This window comes from Lysobacter sp. Soil_C_15, assembly GCF_057657315.1.
Genome location: NZ_JBDGIR010000001.1, coordinates 199,266 through 217,636, shown reverse-complemented (window position 1 = coordinate 217,636; position 18,371 = coordinate 199,266). Strand labels below are relative to the sequence as shown.

Genomic DNA, 18,371 nt, shown 5'->3' with positions numbered 1-18,371 from the left:
AGAGGAGTGAGGAGCGAGGTTGCGCGTCGCCTGTAGGAGCGGCGTAAGCCGCTACGGGAACGCGCAGGCGCGACCGGCCCGTCGCCAATGATCGAAGCCGTGGCTCAGGCATGCGCGGTGTCGCAGCGCTCGTACTCGATCTGCAAGGTGCTGTGGCCGATGCCGTAGCCTCGGTCCAGCCGCGCGTTCGCCGCGCGGCGCAGGGCGCCGATGTCGGTGCCCGCGGCGACGCTCAGGTGCGCGCTCAGCGCCGGCGCGTTCGAGGCCAGCGACCAGACGTGCAGGTCGTGCACGTCGATCACCCCGTCGAGACCGGCCAGGTCGCGGCGCAGCGCTTCCAACTCGATGCCGGCGGGCACGCCTTCCATCAGCACGTTGCCGGCTTCGCGCAGCAGGGTCCAGGTGCGCGGCAGCACCCACAGGCCGATCGCCACCGCCAGCGCCGGGTCGATCCAGGCCCAGCCGGTGACGCGGATCGCGATCGCCGCGGCGATCACCGCGACCGAGCCGAGCATGTCGCTCCACACCTCCAGGTAGGCGCCCTTGAGGTTGAGGCTTTCGCCGCTGCCGGCGCGCAACAGCCGCATCGCGACCAGGTTCACGGCCAGGCCCAACGCGGCGACGATCAGCATGCCGGTGGTGGCGATTTCGCTCGGCTCGCGGAAACGAGCGGCCGCTTCCCACAGGATGTAGCCGGCGACGCCGAACAGCAGCAGGCCGTTGACCATCGCCCCTATCGCTTCCATCCGCGCATAGCCGTAGCTGCGCCGGGCGTCGGGCGGGCGCCGCGCCAGGCGCACCGCGACCAAGGCGATGCTCAGCGCCAGGGTGTCGGTGCCCATGTGCGCGGCGTCCGACAGCAGCGCCAGGCTGCCGGTGAGGAAGGCGCCGACGACTTCGGCGATCAGGAAGCCGCCGGTCAGGCCCAAGGCCCACCACAGCGGACGTTCGTGGCGGATCGCGCTGCTGCCGTGATCGTGTCCACTGCCCATATCGATGCTCCACCGGTCGATGTCGCGAAGACCCATTGAAGCCGGCCGCCCGTGAGCGGCCGGCGAGGACGCGGATCGCGCGGTCGCCGCGATCCGCGCGGTGGCGGCTCAGGCGGCCGGCAACGGCACCGGGGTCGAGCCGTCTTCGTCTGCGGCCGCACTGCGCCGCGCATCGCCGCGATGCAGCCAGCGGTACAGCACCGGCAATACCAGCAAGGTCAGCAGGGTCGAGGAGACGATGCCGCCGATCACCACCGTCGCCAGCGGCCGCTGCACTTCCGAACCGGCGCCGACGTTGAAGGCCATCGGCAGGAAGCCCAGCGAGGCCACCAGCGCAGTCATCAGCACCGGGCGCAGGCGGCCCAGCGCGCCGTCGACCACGGCGTGGTCGAGCGGGTCGCCCTGTTCGCGCAGCTTGCGGATGAAGGCGATCATCACCAGACCGTTGAGCACCGCCACGCCGGACAGGGCGATGAAGCCGACCCCGGCCGAGATCGACAGCGGGATCCCGCGCAGGGCCAGCGCGATCACCCCGCCGGTCAGCGCCAACGGCACCCCACTGAACACGATCGCGGCGTCCTTGGCCGAGCCGAAGGCCATGAACAGCAGGGCGAAGATCAGCGCCAGGGTCACCGGCACCACCACCGCCAGGCGCTGGCTGGCCGAGATCAGCTGCTCGAAGGTGCCGCCGTAGCCGATCCAGTAGCCCTCCGGCACCTGCACTTGCGCATCGATGCGCTGGCGCAGTTCGGCGACGAAGCCGCCAAGGTCGCGGTCGCGCACGTTCGCGGTCACCACGATCCGGCGCTTGCCGTTCTCGCGGTTGACCTGGTTCGGCCCGAGCACGCTTTGGATCCGCGCTACCTCGCGCAAGGGCACGGTGCGCGGCGCGCCGCCGCTCCAGGTCGCATCAAAGCTGGACTCGTCGCGATCGCCGGTGTCCGCCGGCAGCGGGATCGGCAGGTCGGCCAGGGCCGCGGTGTCCTGGCGCAGGCGTTCGGGCAGGCGCACCACCAGGTCGAAGCGGCGGTCGCCTTCGAACAACTGCCCTGCGACCTCGCCGCCGACCGCGGTGGCGACGGTCTCCTGCACCGCGGCCGGGTTGAGGCCGTACACCGCCAGCGCGCGCCGGTCCGGCTCGATGCTCAGCATCGGCAGGCCGGTGGCCTGCTCGGCCTTGACGTCGGCCGCGCCCGGCACGTTCTTCGCCACCGCCTCGATCCGCTGCGCGAGCTCGAGCAGTTGCTGCAGATCGTCGCCGTAGACCTTGATCGCGACGTCGGCGCGCACGCCCGAGATCAACTCGTTCATGCGCATCTGGATCGGCTGGGTGAATTCGAAGTTGCTGCCGGGCAGGGTGCCGGCGATGGACTCGATCTCGGCCATCAGCGCGGCCTTGGACTTGCCCGGGTTGGGCCATTGCTCGCGCGGCTTGAGCATCAGGAAGGTGTCGGCCACCGACGGCGGCATCGGGTCGCTGGCGACTTCGGCGGTGCCGATCTTGCTGAACACCCGTTGCACCTCGGGCAGGGCCAGGAAGGCCTGCTCCATATGCTTCTGCATGGTCACCGACTGGCTCAGGCTGGTGCCGGGGATGCGCATCGCCTGCACCGCGACGTCGCCCTCGTCCAGGCTGGGCACGAACTCGCTGCCCATGCGCAGGGCCAGGGCGCCGCTGAGGATCACCAGCGCCGCGGTGCCGCCGATCACCCAGGCGCGGCTGCGCAAGGCCCAGGCCAGCGCCGGCGCGTAGCCGCGCTTGATCCAGGCCATCGCCCGGTTCTCCTGCTCGGCGACCTTGCCGCCGAGGAAGATCGCCACCGCCGCCGGCACGAAGCTCAGCGAAAGCAGCATCGCGCCGGTCAGCGCCAGCACCACGGTGATCGCCATCGGGTGGAACATCTTCCCCTCGATCCCGCTGAGGGCGAAGATCGGCAGGTACACAGCGGTGATGATGCCCAGGCCGAACAGGCTGGGGCGGATCACCTCGGCGGTGGCCGCGGCGGTGAGGTCGTGGCGCTCCTCGTCGTTCATTTCCCGGCCCAGCGCGTGCTGGGCTTCGCCGAAGCGGCGCAGGCAGTTCTCGATGATGATCACCGCGCCGTCGACGATCAGGCCGAAGTCGAGCGCGCCCAGGCTCATCAGGTTGCCGGACACGCCGCCGCGGACCATGCCGGTGATGGTGAACAGCATCGCCAGCGGAATCACCAGCGCGGTGATCAGCGCGGCGCGGATGTTGCCGAGCAGCAGGAACAGCACCACCACCACCAGCAACGCGCCTTCGACCAGGTTCTTTGACACCGTGGCGATGGTGCGGTCGACCAGCGAGGTGCGGTCGTAGACCGGATTGGCGCTGACCCCCTTGGGCAAGCTGGCGTTGGCCGCTTCGAGCTTGGCCGCGGCGGCCTGCGAGACCTCGCGGCTGTTCGAGCCGACCAGCATGAACACCGTGCCGAGCACGACTTCGTGGCCGTTCTGGGTCGCCGCGCCGCTGCGCAGTTCCGGGCCTTCGCCGACCGCGGCGACGTCGCGGACCCGGATCGGCACGCCGTCGCGGCGGTCCAGGACGATGTCGCCGATCGCGGCCAGGTTGGGGATCTGGCCCGGCACGCGGACCAGGAACTGTTCGCCGTTGCGTTCGATGTAGCCGGCGCCGACGTTCTGGTTGTTCGCCGCGAGCGCGGCGACCAGGTCGCGCTGGCTCAGGTTCAGGGCCATCAGCCGCGCCGGATCCGGGGTGATGTGGATCTGCCGCGCATAGCCGCCGATGGTGTTGACCTCGGTGACCCCGGGCGTGTTGCGCAACTGCGGCCGGATCACCCAGTCCTGCAGGGTGCGCAGGTCGGTGGCGCTGTAGGGGCTGCCGTCGGGTTTGCGCGCCTTGGGATCGGCGTCGACGGTGTACATGAAGATCTCGCCCAGGCCGGTCGCGGTCGGGCCGAGCTCGGGTTCCAGGCCGGCCGGTATCTGCGACTTCACCTGCTGCAGCCGCTCGGCGACCTGCTGGCGGGCGAAGTACAGGTCGGTGCCGTCCTTGAACACCACGGTCACCTGCGACAGGCCGTAGCGCGACAGCGAGCGGGTGTAGTCGAGCCTGGGCAGGCCGGCCAGCGCGGTTTCGATCGGGAAGGTGACCCGCTGCTCGGCTTCCAGCGGCGAGTAGCCCGGCGCCTGGGTGTTGATCTGCACCTGGACGTTGGTGATGTCGGGGGTGGCGTCGATCGGCAGCTTGCCGAAGCTCCACACGCCGATGCCGATCAGGGCCAGGGTCAGCGCCAGCATCAGCCAGCGCTGGCGGATGGCGAAGCGCAGAATGCGTTCGAGCAGGCCGGGCGGGGCGGCGGGCAGGGGCTCAGTGCTCATGCGAGGCCCCCGATTTCTCGATGTCGGCCTTGATCAGGAAGCTTTGTTCGACCACGACCTGCTCGCCGGCCTTCAGCCCTTCCAGCACTTCCATGCGCGCGGCGTCGCGGCGGCCGATGCGCACCGGGCGGGCCAGGTAGCGCTCGCCCTGGCGCACGAACACCACGTCGCGCTCGTCCATCCGCTGCAGCGCGGTCAGCGGCACGGCCAGGGCCACCGGCTGTTGCTCGACCGTGACCCGCGCGCGCACCGCCGAGCCCGGCCGCCACAGGCCGTCGGCGTTGGCGATCGAGGCGCGGGCGACGGTGCTCTGGCTGGCGGTGGCGGTGCCGGGCAGGATCCGGTCGAGGGTGGTCTGCACGCCGCGTTCGTCGCCCATCCGCATCACCGTCACCGGCAGGCCCGGGCGCAGATGGGTGGCGTCGGCGCCGAACACGTGCAGGTCGACCCACAGCGTCGACAGGTCGGCGATTTCGAACAAGGCCGTGCCTTCGACCGCGACCTCGCCGACCGAGGCGTTGCGCGCCAGCACCACGCCGGCGATAGGCGTAGCGACCGAATACGTGGTCAGGCTGAGGTTGCTGTCGATGGTGGCCAGGGTCTGGCCGGCGCGGACGCGGTCGCCGACGTTGGCGCGCAGAGAGCGCACCGGGCCGGGATAGCGCGCGGTGATGCGGGCGACGCGGCCTTCCAGCGGCGTGACCAGGCCCTGCACTTCGTGCTCGTCGGCGATGGTGCCGGGGCCGGCGGCGGCGACCGCGATGCCGGAGCGGCGGGCGATTTCGGCGGCGATCACGGTCGACTCGGGTTGTTCCTCGGCCGCGGCTTCGCCGTGGCCCGCTTCGCCTGCGCCGTGTTCGTGGCCGGCTTCATTCTCGTCGGCGTGCTCGCCGGCGCCGGTCTGCGCCGCGGGCTTGGGCGGCGCGCAGGCGCTCAGCGACAGCGCCAGCATGCCGGCGATCAACAGTGGGTACTTCATCGGGCGGCTCCTGCGGGCTCGGCGGAAGAGGCGGCGAGGAAGCCCTCGCCGGTCAGGCGCTGGATCTCGATCAGCGCCAGTTGCGCGGCCACGGCCGCATCCAGGCGCTGCCTGCGCACCGCCATGCTTTCGGCCTGCAACAGGGCCAGTTCCAGATAGCCGATCGCGCCGGCGCGGTAGGCGTAGTCGGCCGCGGCCTCGGCGCGGACCAGACGCGGCAGCACCTCGTCCTGCAAACGCGCGACCTCCAGCGCGCCGACCCGATAGCGGCCGTGCGCTTCGACCAGGGTCGAATACAGCGACAAACCCTTGGCTTCGCGCTCGGTTTCCAGCAGGGCCAGTTCGGCCTGGGCGCCGCGGATGCCGGGTTCGGCGCGGCGGCGCGCGCCCAGCGGCATCGACACGCTGCCGATCAGGCCGAAGTCGCTGCCGTCCTGCAGCCGGCGCAGGCCGACCTGCCAGGACAGGTCGGGAGCGGCTTCGGTTTGCGCCAGGCGCAGGCGCGCCTCGGCGATGCGCGCCTGGTCGGCGAAGCGGGCCAGCTCCGGGCTGCGGTCGAGCAGGCCGGCCAGCGCGGTGGCGTCCTGGATCGCCGGCAGCGCGTACGGATCGCCGGCGACGTTGGCGAAACCGGGGTCGCGTTCGCCCCACAGCGCGGCCAGGTGCTGGCGCGCGGCGAGCAGGCTTTGTTCGCTGCGGCGGCGGTCGAGCTCGGCGCGGGCCAGCGCGGCCTGGGCGGTCAGCAGGCCCGATTCGGGCGAGGCGCCGGCCTGCAGGCGTTGGCGAGCGGCGGCGACCGCGCGCTTGCGTTGGCCGATGTCGAACTGGGCCAGCTCGATGCCGCGCTGCGCGGCGACGATGGCCAGGTAGCGGCGCGCGGCTTCGGCCAGCAGATCCAGGCGCCGTCCTTCGCGATCCACCGCGAGCGCGTCGATGCGGCTTTGCGCGACGGCCCGGCGCGCATCGAGCTTGCCGCCGCGTTCGAACACCGAGGCCAGGCTCAAGCTGACCTCGGCGGCCTTGGCGCCGGCGACCGCGCCGCTGCCGAGCACGTTGTCGACCGCGGCGCCGACCATCCACGGCGGCGTTTGCGCGGCCCGATCGCGTTCGGCCAGCAGCACGTCGCGCTGGCCGCCGAACAGGCGCAGGTCGGGATGGGCCTGGCCGATCCGGGCGAGGGCGTCGTCGAGGGTGAATACCGAAGCCGGCCGCGGCGCGGCGGGCTCCGGCTTGGGAGCGGGCAGGGCAGGGCGCGGCTGCGCCTGTGCCGACAGGCACAGCGCAGCCGTCAGGACGGCCAAGGCCGCCGGACGTAACCACATGGGAGCGATCTCCGAGAATCTCTTGGGACGCCGCGGCGGCTGACGGCCGCGCACGGCAGGCACTGGCCGGGTCGGCCAGGGCGGTGCGGAAGCGAGTTCGGGATCAGGCCCGGATCGGCGGGCGGAACGGGTTCGCGGTGGGGCGGATCGCGTCGCTGCCGGCGCCGGCCGGCAAAGGCGCGGCGGCGCGCTCGGCGGCCAGGCCGAGCTGGATCCGCGGCAGCAAGGCCGCCTGCATCGCGCAGCAGTGACTCAGATGCCAACTGGCGTCGCCGCAGCCGTCTTCGTCGTGCGGCGCCGTCGGCGCCTCTCCGCCCGCCTCGCCCGCGTGCGCGGCGACGGCCGCCGCCGGTTCGCCGGCCTCGCTGGCGAAGGCCAGCGCCGGCTTGACCAGCATCACCGCGATCAGCACCCCGAATACGAGGTAGCGCAGCGCGGCGGCGAAGGCGGAAGGGGCGGACATGGGGCCAGAGGATAGGCGCCGGCCGCGGCGCAATACAATTTCACCGCGCCCCGGCGACCGTACGGACCCTCGCGCCCTGGTCAGCTTCCGGAGCGCGAGCTGACCGTATGGCCCGATTGAGCATCGCGTCACGTTCCGGCTGGCCGCATAATCCGCGGTTCGCGGCAGGAAGCTCGGCACCGGAGAACGTCATGCGTTCACCAGGATTGGCAAGGGCGATGCAGTACCGCCGTCACATCCCGGGCCTAGTCTGCGCGCGATTTCTGCAGTGGGCGGTACAGGGGATTTGTGCAGTGAAGCTAGTTGCCACACCGGCGCGCCGTCGCGCCGCCGGAACGCGCCGCGGCGCCGCGCTCGGCGCCGCCCTGAGCCTGGCCGTCCTGCTGGGCGGATGCGGCTCGGGCGGCGGTAACGAGAAGCCGCAGACCGGCGCCGAACTCGATGCGGCCGTGGCCTTGCCGGCGCCGCTGGTCGAACTCGATTCCGAAGGCCTGCGCGCGCGCGCTTCGCAGGCGCTGCGCGAGCAGCGCATCCACACCCCAGCCGGCGACAGCGCGGTCGACTATTACCTGGCCCTGCGCGACCGCGAAGCCGGGCAGATCGACGTGATCGGCGCGCTCAGCGAACTGCAACCCTACGTGGTCATCGCTGGCGAACAGGCCCTGGTCGACGACGATCTGGTCGAGACCAAGCGCTTGCTCGAATTGCTGGCGCGGATGGATCCGCAAGCGCCGGCGCTGCCGCGCCTGCGCGACGGCCTGCGCCGGGCGGAACTGGCGCGCCAGCAGCAGGGCCGCGACGAAACCCAGCGCTTGATCGCCGAACGTGCGCAGACCGCGCCGGCGCGGCGCGAGGCGGCGCTGTTGTCGAGCGCCGCGCTGAAGGCCGAAGCCGCCGCCAGCGCGACCGCCGCCGACGCGGCCGCGCAGCGCGCCAGCGCGATCGCCGCGACCGAAACCCCCGCCGTGGCGCCGCCGGCTTCGGCCTCGACCCCGGCCGCGGCGCCCGCCGCGACCGCGCCGACGGCGGCCCGCAGCGGCCGCACCGCGCCGCGCTTGCTCGCCGACGCCAGTCCGCGCTATCCGCTGTCGGCGTTGAACCGCAAAATCGAAGGCAGCGTCGAGGTCAGCTTCACCATCCTGCCCGACGGTCGGGTCGGCGCGCCGCGGCTGGTCTCGGCGCAACCGGCCGGGATCTTCGACGAGGCCGCGCTGGCGGCGGTGTCGCGGCTGCGCTTCGAGGCCACCGGCGAGGCCCACAGCGCCCGCCGCACGCTCAATTTCAAGCTGCCCACGCGCTGACCCCCGGCGCGGGCGAATGCGACGGCGGACACGCCGGCGCCGCCCGCGCTTGGCGCGGCGTGCGCGCACCGCCACAATGCGGCCGATGACCACGTCCGCTCCCGAACTGCCCGCTCCCCAACTGCTGGAAACCGTCGAACACGCCACCGGCCCGGCGCCGGCCTGGAGCGTGCTGTGGCTGCACGGCCTCGGCGCCGACGGCCACGACTTCGCCCCGATCGTGCCGGAACTGGTCCGCCGCGACTGGCCGGCGCTGCGCTTCGTGTTCCCGCACGCGCCGGTGCGCCCGGTAACGATCAACAACGGCCTGCGCATGCGCGCCTGGTACGACATCCGCGACTTCAACGACCTGGCCAACCGCGCCGACGAGGCCGGAGTGGAGGAATCGGTGGCCCAGGTCGAGGCGCTGATCGCGCGCGAAGGCGAGCGCGGCGTGCCGGCCGCGCGGGTGCTGCTGGCCGGCTTCTCGCAAGGCGGCGCGGTCACCCTGGCCGCCGGCCTGCGCCGCAGCGAGCCGCTGGGCGGGCTGGTCGGGCTGTCGACCTACCTGCCGATGGCCGATCGGCTGATCCGCGAAGCCGGTCCGGCCGTGCGCGCCCAGCCGGTGTTCATGGCCCACGGCAGCCACGACCCGGTGGTGCCCTACCGCGGCGGCGAACTGGCCGCGGCGCGATTGCGCACCCTGGGCGCCCAAGTCGACTGGCACGCCTACCCGATGGCCCACCAGGTCTGCGCCGAAGAGATCGCGGCGCTCGGCGACTGGATGTCGCAACGCTTCGCGGCCGGCTGAGCGTCCCGGGCCATGAGCGAACCGGTCGGCGAGCGCGAATCCTGGCTGCCGGACCTGTGCCGGCTGCCGCGCCTGTTGGTCATGCTGAGCATGGCCGAGCTGATCGTGATCGTGCTCGCCCTGGTGCCCGACGGCAGCCACTGGAACTACGGCCGGTTCGTGTCTTCCAGCGCCTTCGCGCTGTGGCTGGCGCTGGCGATCTCGGTCCTGCTGTGCGGCTCGCGGCGCCTGCTCGCCCAATTGCCGCCGGCGCTGGGCGGCTTCCTGGCCACGATCAGCGCGGCCGCGATCGCCGCCGCGTTGGCGGCGGTCACCCACCGGATCGACGACGCGACCTCGGTCGCGCTGGTGCCCGAGGGGATCAGCTTCGCCCGCTTCGTCGGCGGCACCACCGCGGTCGCCGCGCTCGCGGTCGGCGTGGTCCTGCGCTACCTGTACGTCAACGACAGCTGGAAGGCGCAGGTGCGCGCCAACGCCCGCGCCGAGGTCGACGCGCTGCAGGCGCGGATCAAGCCGCACTTCCTTTTCAACAGCATGAACACCATCGCCGGCCTGGTCCGCAGCGACCCGGTGGTGGCCGAGCGCGCGGTGCTGGACCTGTCCGACCTGTTCCGCGCCGCATTGGGCGCCTCGCAGAGCGACTCCAGCCTGGACGAGGAGGTCGAGCTGGCCGAGCGCTACCTGGCGATCGAGCAGTTGCGCCTGGGCGAGCGGCTGCGGGTGGTATGGCGCAAGCGCGAGCCCTTGCCGTGGAAGATGCCGCTGCCGCGGCTGATTCTGCAGCCCCTGGTCGAGAACGCGGTGCTGCACGGGATCTCGCGCCTGCCCGCCGGCGGCGAGGTCGAGATCGAGCTGACCCAGCTCGCCGACCGGCTGCTGTTGCGTATACGCAACCCGGCGCCGACACCGGCCGAGGGCCGGGCCGGCGGCTCGCGCCACGCCCAGCACAGCATCGGCCAGCGGCTGCGTTACGCCTACGGACCCACGGCCAGGATGACCGCAGGCTGGGACGGGGGCTACTATCTGTGCGAACTGCACGTGCCGACCGGGGTGGAGGCGCAGAGCCGATGAAGGGTCCGATGAGGCAGGCCATGAGAGTGGTGATCGCTGACGACGAACCGTTGGCGCGCGAGCGCCTGCGCGGCCTGCTGAGCGAACGCGACGACGTCGAGATCGTCGCCGAAGCCGCCGACGGCCAACACGCCTTGCACGCCTGCGCCGAGCACCGGCCCGACCTGGTCCTGCTCGACATCGCCATGCCGGGCATCGACGGCCTGGAGGCGGCGCGCCACTTGGCCGCGTTCGATCCGCGTCCGGCGGTGGTGTTCTGCACCGCCTACGACGCGCACGCGCTGTCGGCGTTCGAGGCCGAGGCGATCGACTACCTGGTCAAACCGGTGCGCGCCGAACGCCTGGACGCGGCGCTGGAACGGGTGCGCACCTTCGCCGCCGGGCGCGAGCGCCACGGCGAGGCCGGGACCGCGCCGGGGCAGAGCCGCAGCCACCTGTGCGCGCGGCTGCGCGGCAGCCTGCGCCTGATCCCGATCGAGGACGTGCACTACCTGCACGCCGAAGAGAAGTACGTGATCGTGCACCACGCGCGCGGCGAGGACCTGATCGAGGAGTCGCTGAAGTCGCTGGAAGACGAATTCGGCGAACGCTTCGTGCGCATCCACCGCAACTGCCTGGTCGCCCGGCACGAGATCGTCGAACTCAAGCGCGATTCGGAAGGGCACGTCCAGGCGGTGCTGCGCCACGGCAAGCAACCGCTGGAAGTCAGCCGCCGCTGCGTGGCGGCTTTGCGCGAGACGCTCAAGCATCTTTGATTCGGGACTCGGGACTCGGGATTCGGTAAAACGGCGGCCCCGCTCTTGTAGGAGCGGCGTGAGCCGCGACCACGAAGCGGCCGAATACCACGTATCCGCCCGGGGCCCGACCGCCTGGGCGGCTGCGCTTGCGCACGTCGCTTCGGCGGTCGCGGCTCGCGCCGCTCCTACAAAGACGGCGCGCTCCCGGGCCAGCGGCCGCGCAATCCGCGCGCCCCTCGCACCCCGCTCGCAACTGAGCCTTGGGCCCCGCCCCGCCAGCGGCGATAATGCCGGCATGAAGACCCTGCGCATCGCCACCCGCAAGAGCCCGCTCGCCCTGTGGCAGAGCGAGCACGTCGCCGACCGCCTGCGCGCGGCCCACCCCGGGCTGGCGGTCGAGCTGGTGCCGATGAGCACGCGCGGCGACGAGGTGCTGGACCGCTCGCTGGCCGCGATCGGCGGCAAGGGCCTGTTCCTGAAGGAACTGGAGCTGGCAATGCTGCGCGGCGAAGCCGACTGCGCGGTGCATTCGCTCAAGGACGTGCCGATGGAGTTGGAGCCGGGTTTCGCCCTGCCGGCGGTCCTGGAACGCGCCGACTACGCCGACGCCTTCGTCAGCAACGCCCACGACGGCATCGACCGCCTGCCTATGGGCGCGCGCGTGGGCACCTCCTCGCTGCGCCGTCAGGCGCAGCTGCGCGCGCTGCGTCCCGACCTGCAACTGCTCGACCTGCGCGGCAACGTCAACACCCGCCTGGCGCGGCTGGACCACGGCGACTACGACGCGATCGTGCTGGCCTGCGCCGGCCTGCTGAGGCTGGGGCTGGACGCGCGCATCCGTCGCCGCCTGGAATCGCCGTACTGGCTGCCGGCGCCGGCGCAGGGCGCGATCGCGATCGAATGCCGCGAAGACGACCTGGACACGCGCGCGCTGTGCGCCGCGCTCGACCACGCCGACAGCCGCACCTGCGTGGAAGCGGAGCGGGCGATGAACCGCGCCCTGCACGGCAGTTGCCACGTGCCGGTGGCGGCGCACGCGCGCCTGGACGGCGCCCACCTGCGCCTGGAAGGCCTGGTCGGCTCGGCCGGCGACGGCCGCGCCGTGCGCGCCCACGGCGAAGGCCGCGGCGACGCGCCCGACTGCCTCGGCATCGAGGTCGCCCAGCGCCTGCTCGAGCAGGGCGCGGCCGATTTCATCGCCCAGTCGCTGCCGGCGATCGCCGACGCCGCCGACTGAGCGGCGCCGCTTTCGGCAGCGGGGGCGTCCCGTGGGATTTGCTCCGGTCGTGGCCGCGACCAGCGAATCGCCGCAGCCCGCGCAAGCGGGGCGTTCCATCGACCAATCGGCTTCGGACCGCGCGGTGGTATGACGGCGCTGCGGCGGTCGCGGCTCATGACCGGAGGAAATCCCGTGGGACGCCGCTCCCACAGGCCGTCAGAAGCGCCGGATCAGCTCGATCGAGCTTTCCGCGCTTTCGCTGCCGCCGCCGCCGTTGGAGTCGTGGCGGATCGCGAAGTCGGTTTCCAGTTTCCAGTTGCGCCAGACGTCGACGTCCAGGCGCACGCTCTGCTTGACGAAGGTGTCGCCGTGGCCGCTCTCGACCTGCACCCGCTGGGTCCAGCGCGCGCGGTCGCCGATCTTCTGGCCGAGGTTGAGCTCGCCGCGGAACACCGCGCCCGGACGGTTGATGCCGTCGTCGTGCAGCGGCGCCAGGCGGTAGCCGGCGCCGAAGGTCAGGCCGAGCTGGGTCGGGCCGTCGCGCAGCGCCTGCACCCCGTAGCGGGTGCCGATGCGGTAGTCGTTGGAGTACATGGCGCGGCTTTCGCGCGAGGTCGCCGGCGCGCTGATGCCGCCGACCCGGCGCTGCGAGCCGGGCAGTTGCACCTTGCGCAACGGCGGCAGGTCCAGCGGGTCGATGACGGGAGCCTGGGCCGGCGGCGGCGACAGCGCCAGGCGCCATTCCTCGTCGCCGCAGCGGGTCGAGAGGCAGTACAGGCGCATGCGCGCCGGATCGCTGGCGATGGCGATCAGGGTCGGGTCGCCGCCGAAGGCGGGCGTCGGCAATGTGACCAGGGGCGCGCCGAGCAGGGCGAGCCCGATTGCACCGAGCATCGTCGTCTGAAGGGTTCAGCGGAAACGGTCGCCATCATGCCATGAAAGCGATTACAGGCCTGCGACGGCGGTCGCCTGCGGATAGGCGGCGTTCAAGCGTCCAGACCGCCGCACGCGTCCGGCAGGCGCCTTGGATCGCCTTGGCGATCAAGGGCTTGGGGCGAAACCGCGGGCCGCTCGGTAATCGGGCCGCTCAGTAATACAGCGTGACCACGTGGCGGGCCTGGGCGAAGAACAGCCAGCGTTCGACCAGGGTTCCCAGCAGCACCGCCAGCGCCGCGACCGCGGCCAACGCCGCCGCCGGTCCTGCCGGCAGCCAGCACGCCGGCACCGCCGCAAGCAGGGGCGCCAGCGCGAACAGCGCGACCGCGATCCGGCGCAGCTTGGCCGCGTGCTTGCGCGCGAGCACGTAGCCCATCTCGCGGGTGAGGTAGTTGGCTTCGGTGTGCGGGCGCTCGAACACCGTCGCCCCGCGCCCGGGCAGGCCGAGCGCGTCGCCGCGATCGACCGGCAGCGGCTGGCGGTCGATCGCGCGCCAGTAGGCCAGTTTCAACAGCGCCGCCAGCGGCGCCAGCAGGGCCGGCGCGGCCCAGGCCCAGCGCGCCTGGTCGGCGACGCCGGGCAGGGCCGCCAGCAAGGCGGCGCCGCCGAGCAGGGCGAACAGCAGGTAGCCCGGCACGACCAGGCGATGGCGCCAGGCCGGGATCGGCGGCAGCGAGGCGTAGATCATCGCCGTGCAGGCCACGGTCAGCAGCGCGAGCACCGCCGTCGCCGCGGCCAAGGCCGCCGGCAGCCACGCGCCGGCGCCGCGCAACGGCCCGATCAGCCACAGGCCCAGGCCCAGCGCCGGCAGGTAGGTCGCGACCGCGAGCAGGCCCTCGCGCGACAGCCAGGAGCTGCGCCATTGCGAGAACGCGCGCCAGGCGCGCCCGGGCTTGCCCAGGTGCAGGGTCGAGCTGAGCAGGCCGACGCTGACCAGCGAAAGCGCCAGCGCCAAGCCCCAGGCCAGGCCGGGCGGCGGCAACGAGGTCGCCTGGTCGCCGGACAGGCTGCGCCAGAACAGCAGCGCGCTCAGCCAGGTCAGCAGGCCGTAGCCCGCGCCCGACAGGGTGGTGAAGAAGATGACCGAGAACGCGGGATGCATATCAGCCTGCGGACGAGCGGAGTACGGAAAGCGGCGCCGCGGTGCGGGCGAGGCCGATCGGGCGAAGGCGCACGCCGGCAGCGCGCGCGGTCATCGCGACAGCACCTTGTCCAGCCAGCGCAGCACGCCGGGCAGGGCGCCGGTGTCCAAGGTTTCGGCCGGCGCCGGCGCGGCCTCGCCGCCGGCCCGGCGCGGGCGCGGCGGCAGGTATTTGTTGGTCGGCCGATAACCCAGCGAAGCCATCAGGTCGACGCCGCCGCGTTCGGCGACCAGCTTGGACACCGCGGATTCGGGATCGCCGAGGTCGCCGAAATGCCGCGCCCGGGTCGGGCAGGCCTGGACGCAGGCGGGCTGGCGTTCGGCTTCGCTGAGGTTCTGGTTGTAGATGCGGTCGATGCACAGGGTGCATTTCTTCATCACCCCTTCGACCGGGCTGTACTCGCGCGCGCCGTAGGGGCAGGCCCAGGAGCAGAGCTTGCAGCCGATGCACTTGTCTTCGTCGACCAGGACGATGCCGTCCTCGGCGCGCTTGTAGCTGGCCCCGGTCGGGCACACGGTGACGCAGGCCGGCTGCTCGCAGTGCAGGCACGAGCGCGGGAAGTGCAGGGTCATCGCCGGTTGCGCCGGCGTCGCGCAGGGGCTGGCCGCGGGCGCGGGCGCACGCACCGGATCGGCCAACGGCATCGCCTCCAGCTCGTAGCTGTGCACGCGGTTGAACCACACCCCCGACGGCTCGCGGCCGTAGGCTTGCTCGTCGGTCAGCGGCGCGGCGAAGCCGCCGGCGTTCCACTCCTTGCAGCTGACCGCGCAGGCATGGCAGCCGACGCACGTGTCCAGGTCGATCACCAGGCCGAGTTTTTTCTTGGACGGCGGCGGCAGGTCGGTCATCGCCCTCTCCCGGTCGCCACCAGCCACAGGCCGAGCGCGAATACGGTCGCGCCGATCGCCACGCTCGGCATCAGCGCGATCAATGCCGGCGCGCCGCCGACGCCGGCGCCCGGGCCGAGCACGCCCAGGCCGAGCAGCAGCATCAGCGTCAGCCCGAGCAGCAGGCACAGCACTCCGGCGAACAGCCGTACCGGCCGCAGGCGTCGCTTGGGTTCGCGCTCAGCCCGCGTCATCGTCGCGTCCCTCGCGCGCGGCGCGCAAATCGGCGCCGTAGCGCAGCGGCGCGGCCGCGGCCGGCGGGTAATGCAGCGGCGCGAACTGCGGCTGGGCGGTATCGCCGTCGGCCACGGCCTCGGCCTTGCGGATCGCCACGCGCAGGTCGAACCAGGCGGCCTGGCCGGTGACCGGATCGGCGTTGGCGTAATCGCCGCGCGGGGTCAGGTCGGAAATCAGGTGGTTCATCAAAAAGCCCTTGCGCCCTTCCGGCGCGTCCTTGCTCAGGCGCCAGGCGCCGCGCCGCTTGCCGATCGCGTTCCAGGTCCAGACCGTATCGGGCTGGACGTTGGCGGCGAACTTGGCCTGCACGACGATGCGGCCGTGGTGCGATTCGACTTCGATCCAGTCCTCGTCGGCGAGCCCGTGGCGCGCGCCGGTATCCGGATGCAGATACAGATAATTGCGCGCGGCGATCTGCCGCAGCCAGGCGTTCTGCGAACCCCAGGCGTGGTACATGAACATCGGCCGCTGGGTCACCGCGCTGAGCGGGTAGCGCTGCGCGTCGTCGAGCTGGGCGCCTTCGAAGGGTTCGTACCAGATCGGCAAAGGATCGAAATAGGTCGCCACGCGCTCGCATTGCCCAGGCGGCGGCCGGCGTTCGCCGAAACCCTGCGCGGCGAGGCGGAACTTCTGCAGCGTTTCCGAATACAGCTGCAGCACGATCGGCTCGGCATGGCCGAGGAAGCCCATTTTCTGCGCCCAGTCCAGGTAGGTGCGATTGGCCATCTTGTAATAGCGCGCCGACTCCGGCACCGGACTGCTCCAGAAACCGCCGTGCTCGATGTAGCGCTGCAACTGCTCGGGGTTCGGCGGGCCCTTGGCCTCCAGCTCGCCATGTTCGCCGCGCCAGCCGGCGAGCAGGCCGACCCCGGGCGCGCGTTCATGGCGGACGATGTAGTCGGCGTAGTCGCGATAGCGCGGGCTGCCGTCGTCGTGGACCATGCCGGGCAGGCCCAGGCGCGCGCCCAGCTCGAGCAGGACGGATTGAAAGCCGCGCACGTCGCGTTCGGGCTCGTTCTCGTCCAGGCGTTGCCGGGCGGGGTCCAGGATCGGATGGCGGATCGCGTCGCAGGCCGAATCGGCGTCGGAGATCGGCCGGTCGAGCAGGCTGATCGCGTCGTGGCGTTCCAGGTAGGTGGTGTCGGGCAGCACCAGGTCGGCGTAAGCGGTCATCTCCGAGGCGTAGGCGTCGGCGTAGATGATGCGCGGAATGCGGTACTCGCCGTCCTCGCCGCGGTCGGTCAGCCAGGCGATGGTCTGGCCGGTGTTCATCGCCGAGTTCCAGCTCATGTTGGCCATGAACATCATCAGCGTGTCGATCTTGTACGGGTCGCCGGCCCAGGCGTTGCGGATCACGGTGTGCATCATGCCGTGCGCCGACAGCGGGTAGGCCCAGGAGTAGGCGTGGTCGATCCGGCGCGGCGCGCCGTCGTCGTCGACCACCAGGTCTTCGGGGCCGTGAACGAAGCCCAGCGGCGCGGCGTCGAGCGCGCCGTTGGCCTGGCGCTTGCGGCCCGGGCGGTTCGGCGGCGGCAGCGGCTTGGGAAACGGCGGCTGATAGCGGAACGAACCCGGCGTGTCGACCGCGCCGAGCAGCAGTTGCAGCAGGTGCAGGGCGCGGCAGGTGTGGAAGCCGTTGCTGTGCGCGCTGATGCCGCGCATCGCGTGCATCGCGACCGGGCGGCCGAGCATGTCGGGGTGCTCGCGGCCGTGCGCATCGGTCCAGGCGATCGGCAGCCGCAGCGGATCGTCGAACGCGGCCTGGGCCAGTTCGCGGGCGATGCGGCGGATCGTGCCGGCTGGAATGCCGCAGCGTTCGGCGACGGCGTCGGGCGCGTACCGCGGATCCAGGTAGCGCTCGGCGACCAGGTGGAAGGCCGGCACCGCGCGGCGGCCGTCGGGGAGGACGTATTCGCCGACCACGGCGGGGGAAATATCGATGCGGTCGGCCGGCAGCGCGCGGCCGCCGGCCCAGCACAGCGCGCGCCCTTCCTCGTCGCGCGCGAACAAACCGTCGTCGGCGCCGCCCGGGTTGCGGATCACCAGCCAGTGCGCGTTGGCGTAGCGCACCAGATAGTCCAGGTCGATCCGGTCGGCGCGCAGCAATTCGTGGATCAGCGCGAACGCGAACAGGCCGTCGGTGCCCGGGCGGATGCCGATCCATTCGTCGGCGATCGCGCCGTAGCCGCTGCGCACCGGATTGACCGCGACGATCTTGGCGCCGCGCGCCTTGAGCTTGCCCAGGCCGAGTTTGATCGGGTTGGAATCGTGGTCTTCGGCCACGCCCCACAGCATCAGATAGCGGGCGTGCTCCCAGTCCGGTTCGCCGAACTCCCAGAACGAGCCGCCGAGGGTGTACAGCCCGCCGGCGGCCATGTTGACCGAGCAGAAACCGCCGTGCGCGGCGTAATTGACCGTGCCGAACTGCTGCGCCCACCAGCCGGTCAGCGCCTGCGACTGGTCGCGGCCGGTGAAGAAGGCCAGCTCGTCGGGATTGCGCGCGCGGATCGGCGCCAGCCAGTCGGCGGCGATCTGCAGCGCCTGCTCCCACTCGATTTCGCGGAACTCGCCCAGGCCGCGTTCGCCGACCCGCAGCAGCGGCTTGCGCAGCCGCGCCGGCGAGTAGTGCTGCATGATCCCGGCCGCGCCCTTGGCGCACAGCGCGCCCTGGTTGACCGGATGTTCGGGGTTGCCCTGGATGTAGCGGATCGTCTTGCCCGCGGGGCCGCCGTCGGCCAGCCAGACCTTGATCCCGCAACGGCAGGCGCACATGTAGCAGGTCGTGGTCTTGACCTCGTCGCCGGGCGAGGGCGACAGATCGATGGCTGGCTCTTGGGGACCCGGCCCAGGGGGAGCGCGCTCTCGCATGCGGGCATTGTGCACACCCCGGCGGGGTCCGGCGAGCTTGCGCCCGCGCCGGGCTTGTGCCAGC

General features: G+C 72.1%; 14 protein-coding genes and 1 pseudogene. 5 read left to right on the top strand and 10 right to left on the bottom strand.

The window, feature by feature from the left end; all coding sequences use genetic code 11:
* Positions 1-116: 116 nt before the first annotated feature.
* From AC3A57_RS01015 to AC3A57_RS00995, 5 genes and pseudogenes are all read right to left on the bottom strand, one after another.
* Positions 117-992 (bottom strand): annotated as a pseudogene (locus AC3A57_RS01015) (cation diffusion facilitator family transporter); the annotation flags it as partial.
* Positions 993-1,100: 108 nt separating this feature from the next.
* Positions 1,101-4,319, bottom strand: a complete 3,219-nt coding sequence (locus AC3A57_RS01010; protein WP_487577698.1) for an efflux RND transporter permease subunit — start codon at positions 4,317-4,319, stop codon at positions 1,101-1,103.
* A gap of 25 nt (positions 4,320-4,344) precedes the next feature.
* Entirely contained in the window at positions 4,345-5,334 is a 990-nt protein-coding gene (locus AC3A57_RS01005) for an efflux RND transporter periplasmic adaptor subunit (RefSeq protein ID WP_487577165.1), read from the bottom strand.
* Entirely contained in the window at positions 5,331-6,656 is a 1,326-nt protein-coding gene (locus tag AC3A57_RS01000; protein WP_487577164.1) for a TolC family protein, read from the bottom strand. The genes AC3A57_RS01005 and AC3A57_RS01000 overlap by 4 nt, the downstream gene beginning before the upstream one ends.
* A gap of 103 nt (positions 6,657-6,759) precedes the next feature.
* Entirely contained in the window at positions 6,760-7,119 is a 360-nt protein-coding gene (locus tag AC3A57_RS00995; RefSeq protein ID WP_487577163.1) for a hypothetical protein, read from the bottom strand.
* 293 nt (positions 7,120-7,412) lie between these two features.
* Here AC3A57_RS00995 and AC3A57_RS00990 point away from each other — a divergent pair, with 293 nt between their 5' ends.
* The 5 genes from AC3A57_RS00990 (at position 7,413) to hemC (ending at position 12,255) form a co-directional block, all read left to right on the top strand.
* Positions 7,413-8,420 (top strand): energy transducer TonB, encoded by a 1,008-nt coding sequence (locus AC3A57_RS00990; RefSeq protein WP_487577162.1) that lies wholly within the window; start codon positions 7,413-7,415, stop codon positions 8,418-8,420.
* A gap of 85 nt (positions 8,421-8,505) precedes the next feature.
* The gene (locus tag AC3A57_RS00985) at positions 8,506-9,210 is read left to right on the top strand and encodes an alpha/beta hydrolase (RefSeq protein ID WP_487577161.1); all 705 of its coding nucleotides are present in this window, start codon (positions 8,506-8,508) and stop codon (positions 9,208-9,210) included.
* Between the two features lie 12 nt (positions 9,211-9,222).
* Positions 9,223-10,281 (top strand): sensor histidine kinase, encoded by a 1,059-nt coding sequence (locus AC3A57_RS00980; protein WP_487577160.1) that lies wholly within the window; start codon positions 9,223-9,225, stop codon positions 10,279-10,281.
* 20 nt (positions 10,282-10,301) lie between these two features.
* The gene (locus AC3A57_RS00975) at positions 10,302-11,036 is read left to right on the top strand and encodes a LytR/AlgR family response regulator transcription factor (protein WP_221670117.1); all 735 of its coding nucleotides are present in this window, start codon (positions 10,302-10,304) and stop codon (positions 11,034-11,036) included.
* A gap of 277 nt (positions 11,037-11,313) precedes the next feature.
* The gene (gene hemC / locus AC3A57_RS00970; protein WP_487577159.1) at positions 11,314-12,255 is read left to right on the top strand and encodes a hydroxymethylbilane synthase; all 942 of its coding nucleotides are present in this window, start codon (positions 11,314-11,316) and stop codon (positions 12,253-12,255) included.
* Between the two features lie 198 nt (positions 12,256-12,453).
* Here the strand turns inward: hemC and AC3A57_RS00965 are convergent, their stop codons facing one another.
* From AC3A57_RS00965 to AC3A57_RS00945, 5 genes are all read right to left on the bottom strand, one after another.
* A complete protein-coding gene (locus AC3A57_RS00965; RefSeq protein WP_487577158.1) occupies positions 12,454-13,131 on the bottom strand; it encodes a DUF481 domain-containing protein in 678 nt (225 codons plus the stop codon).
* A gap of 193 nt (positions 13,132-13,324) precedes the next feature.
* On the bottom strand, positions 13,325-14,275 hold the full coding sequence (locus AC3A57_RS00960) for a dimethyl sulfoxide reductase anchor subunit family protein (RefSeq protein WP_487577157.1): 951 nt from the start codon (positions 14,273-14,275) through the stop codon (positions 13,325-13,327).
* 90 nt (positions 14,276-14,365) lie between these two features.
* On the bottom strand, positions 14,366-15,163 hold the full coding sequence (locus AC3A57_RS00955; RefSeq protein ID WP_487577156.1) for a 4Fe-4S dicluster domain-containing protein: 798 nt from the start codon (positions 15,161-15,163) through the stop codon (positions 14,366-14,368).
* Positions 15,160-15,396, bottom strand: coding sequence for a hypothetical protein (locus AC3A57_RS00950; protein ID WP_487577155.1), 237 nt, complete (start codon positions 15,394-15,396; stop codon positions 15,160-15,162). The genes AC3A57_RS00955 and AC3A57_RS00950 overlap by 4 nt, the downstream gene beginning before the upstream one ends.
* Positions 15,383-18,307, bottom strand: coding sequence for a molybdopterin oxidoreductase family protein (locus tag AC3A57_RS00945; RefSeq protein ID WP_487577154.1), 2,925 nt, complete (start codon positions 18,305-18,307; stop codon positions 15,383-15,385). Before AC3A57_RS00945 ends, AC3A57_RS00950 begins: the two co-directional genes overlap by 14 nt.
* Positions 18,308-18,371: the final 64 nt, after the last annotated feature.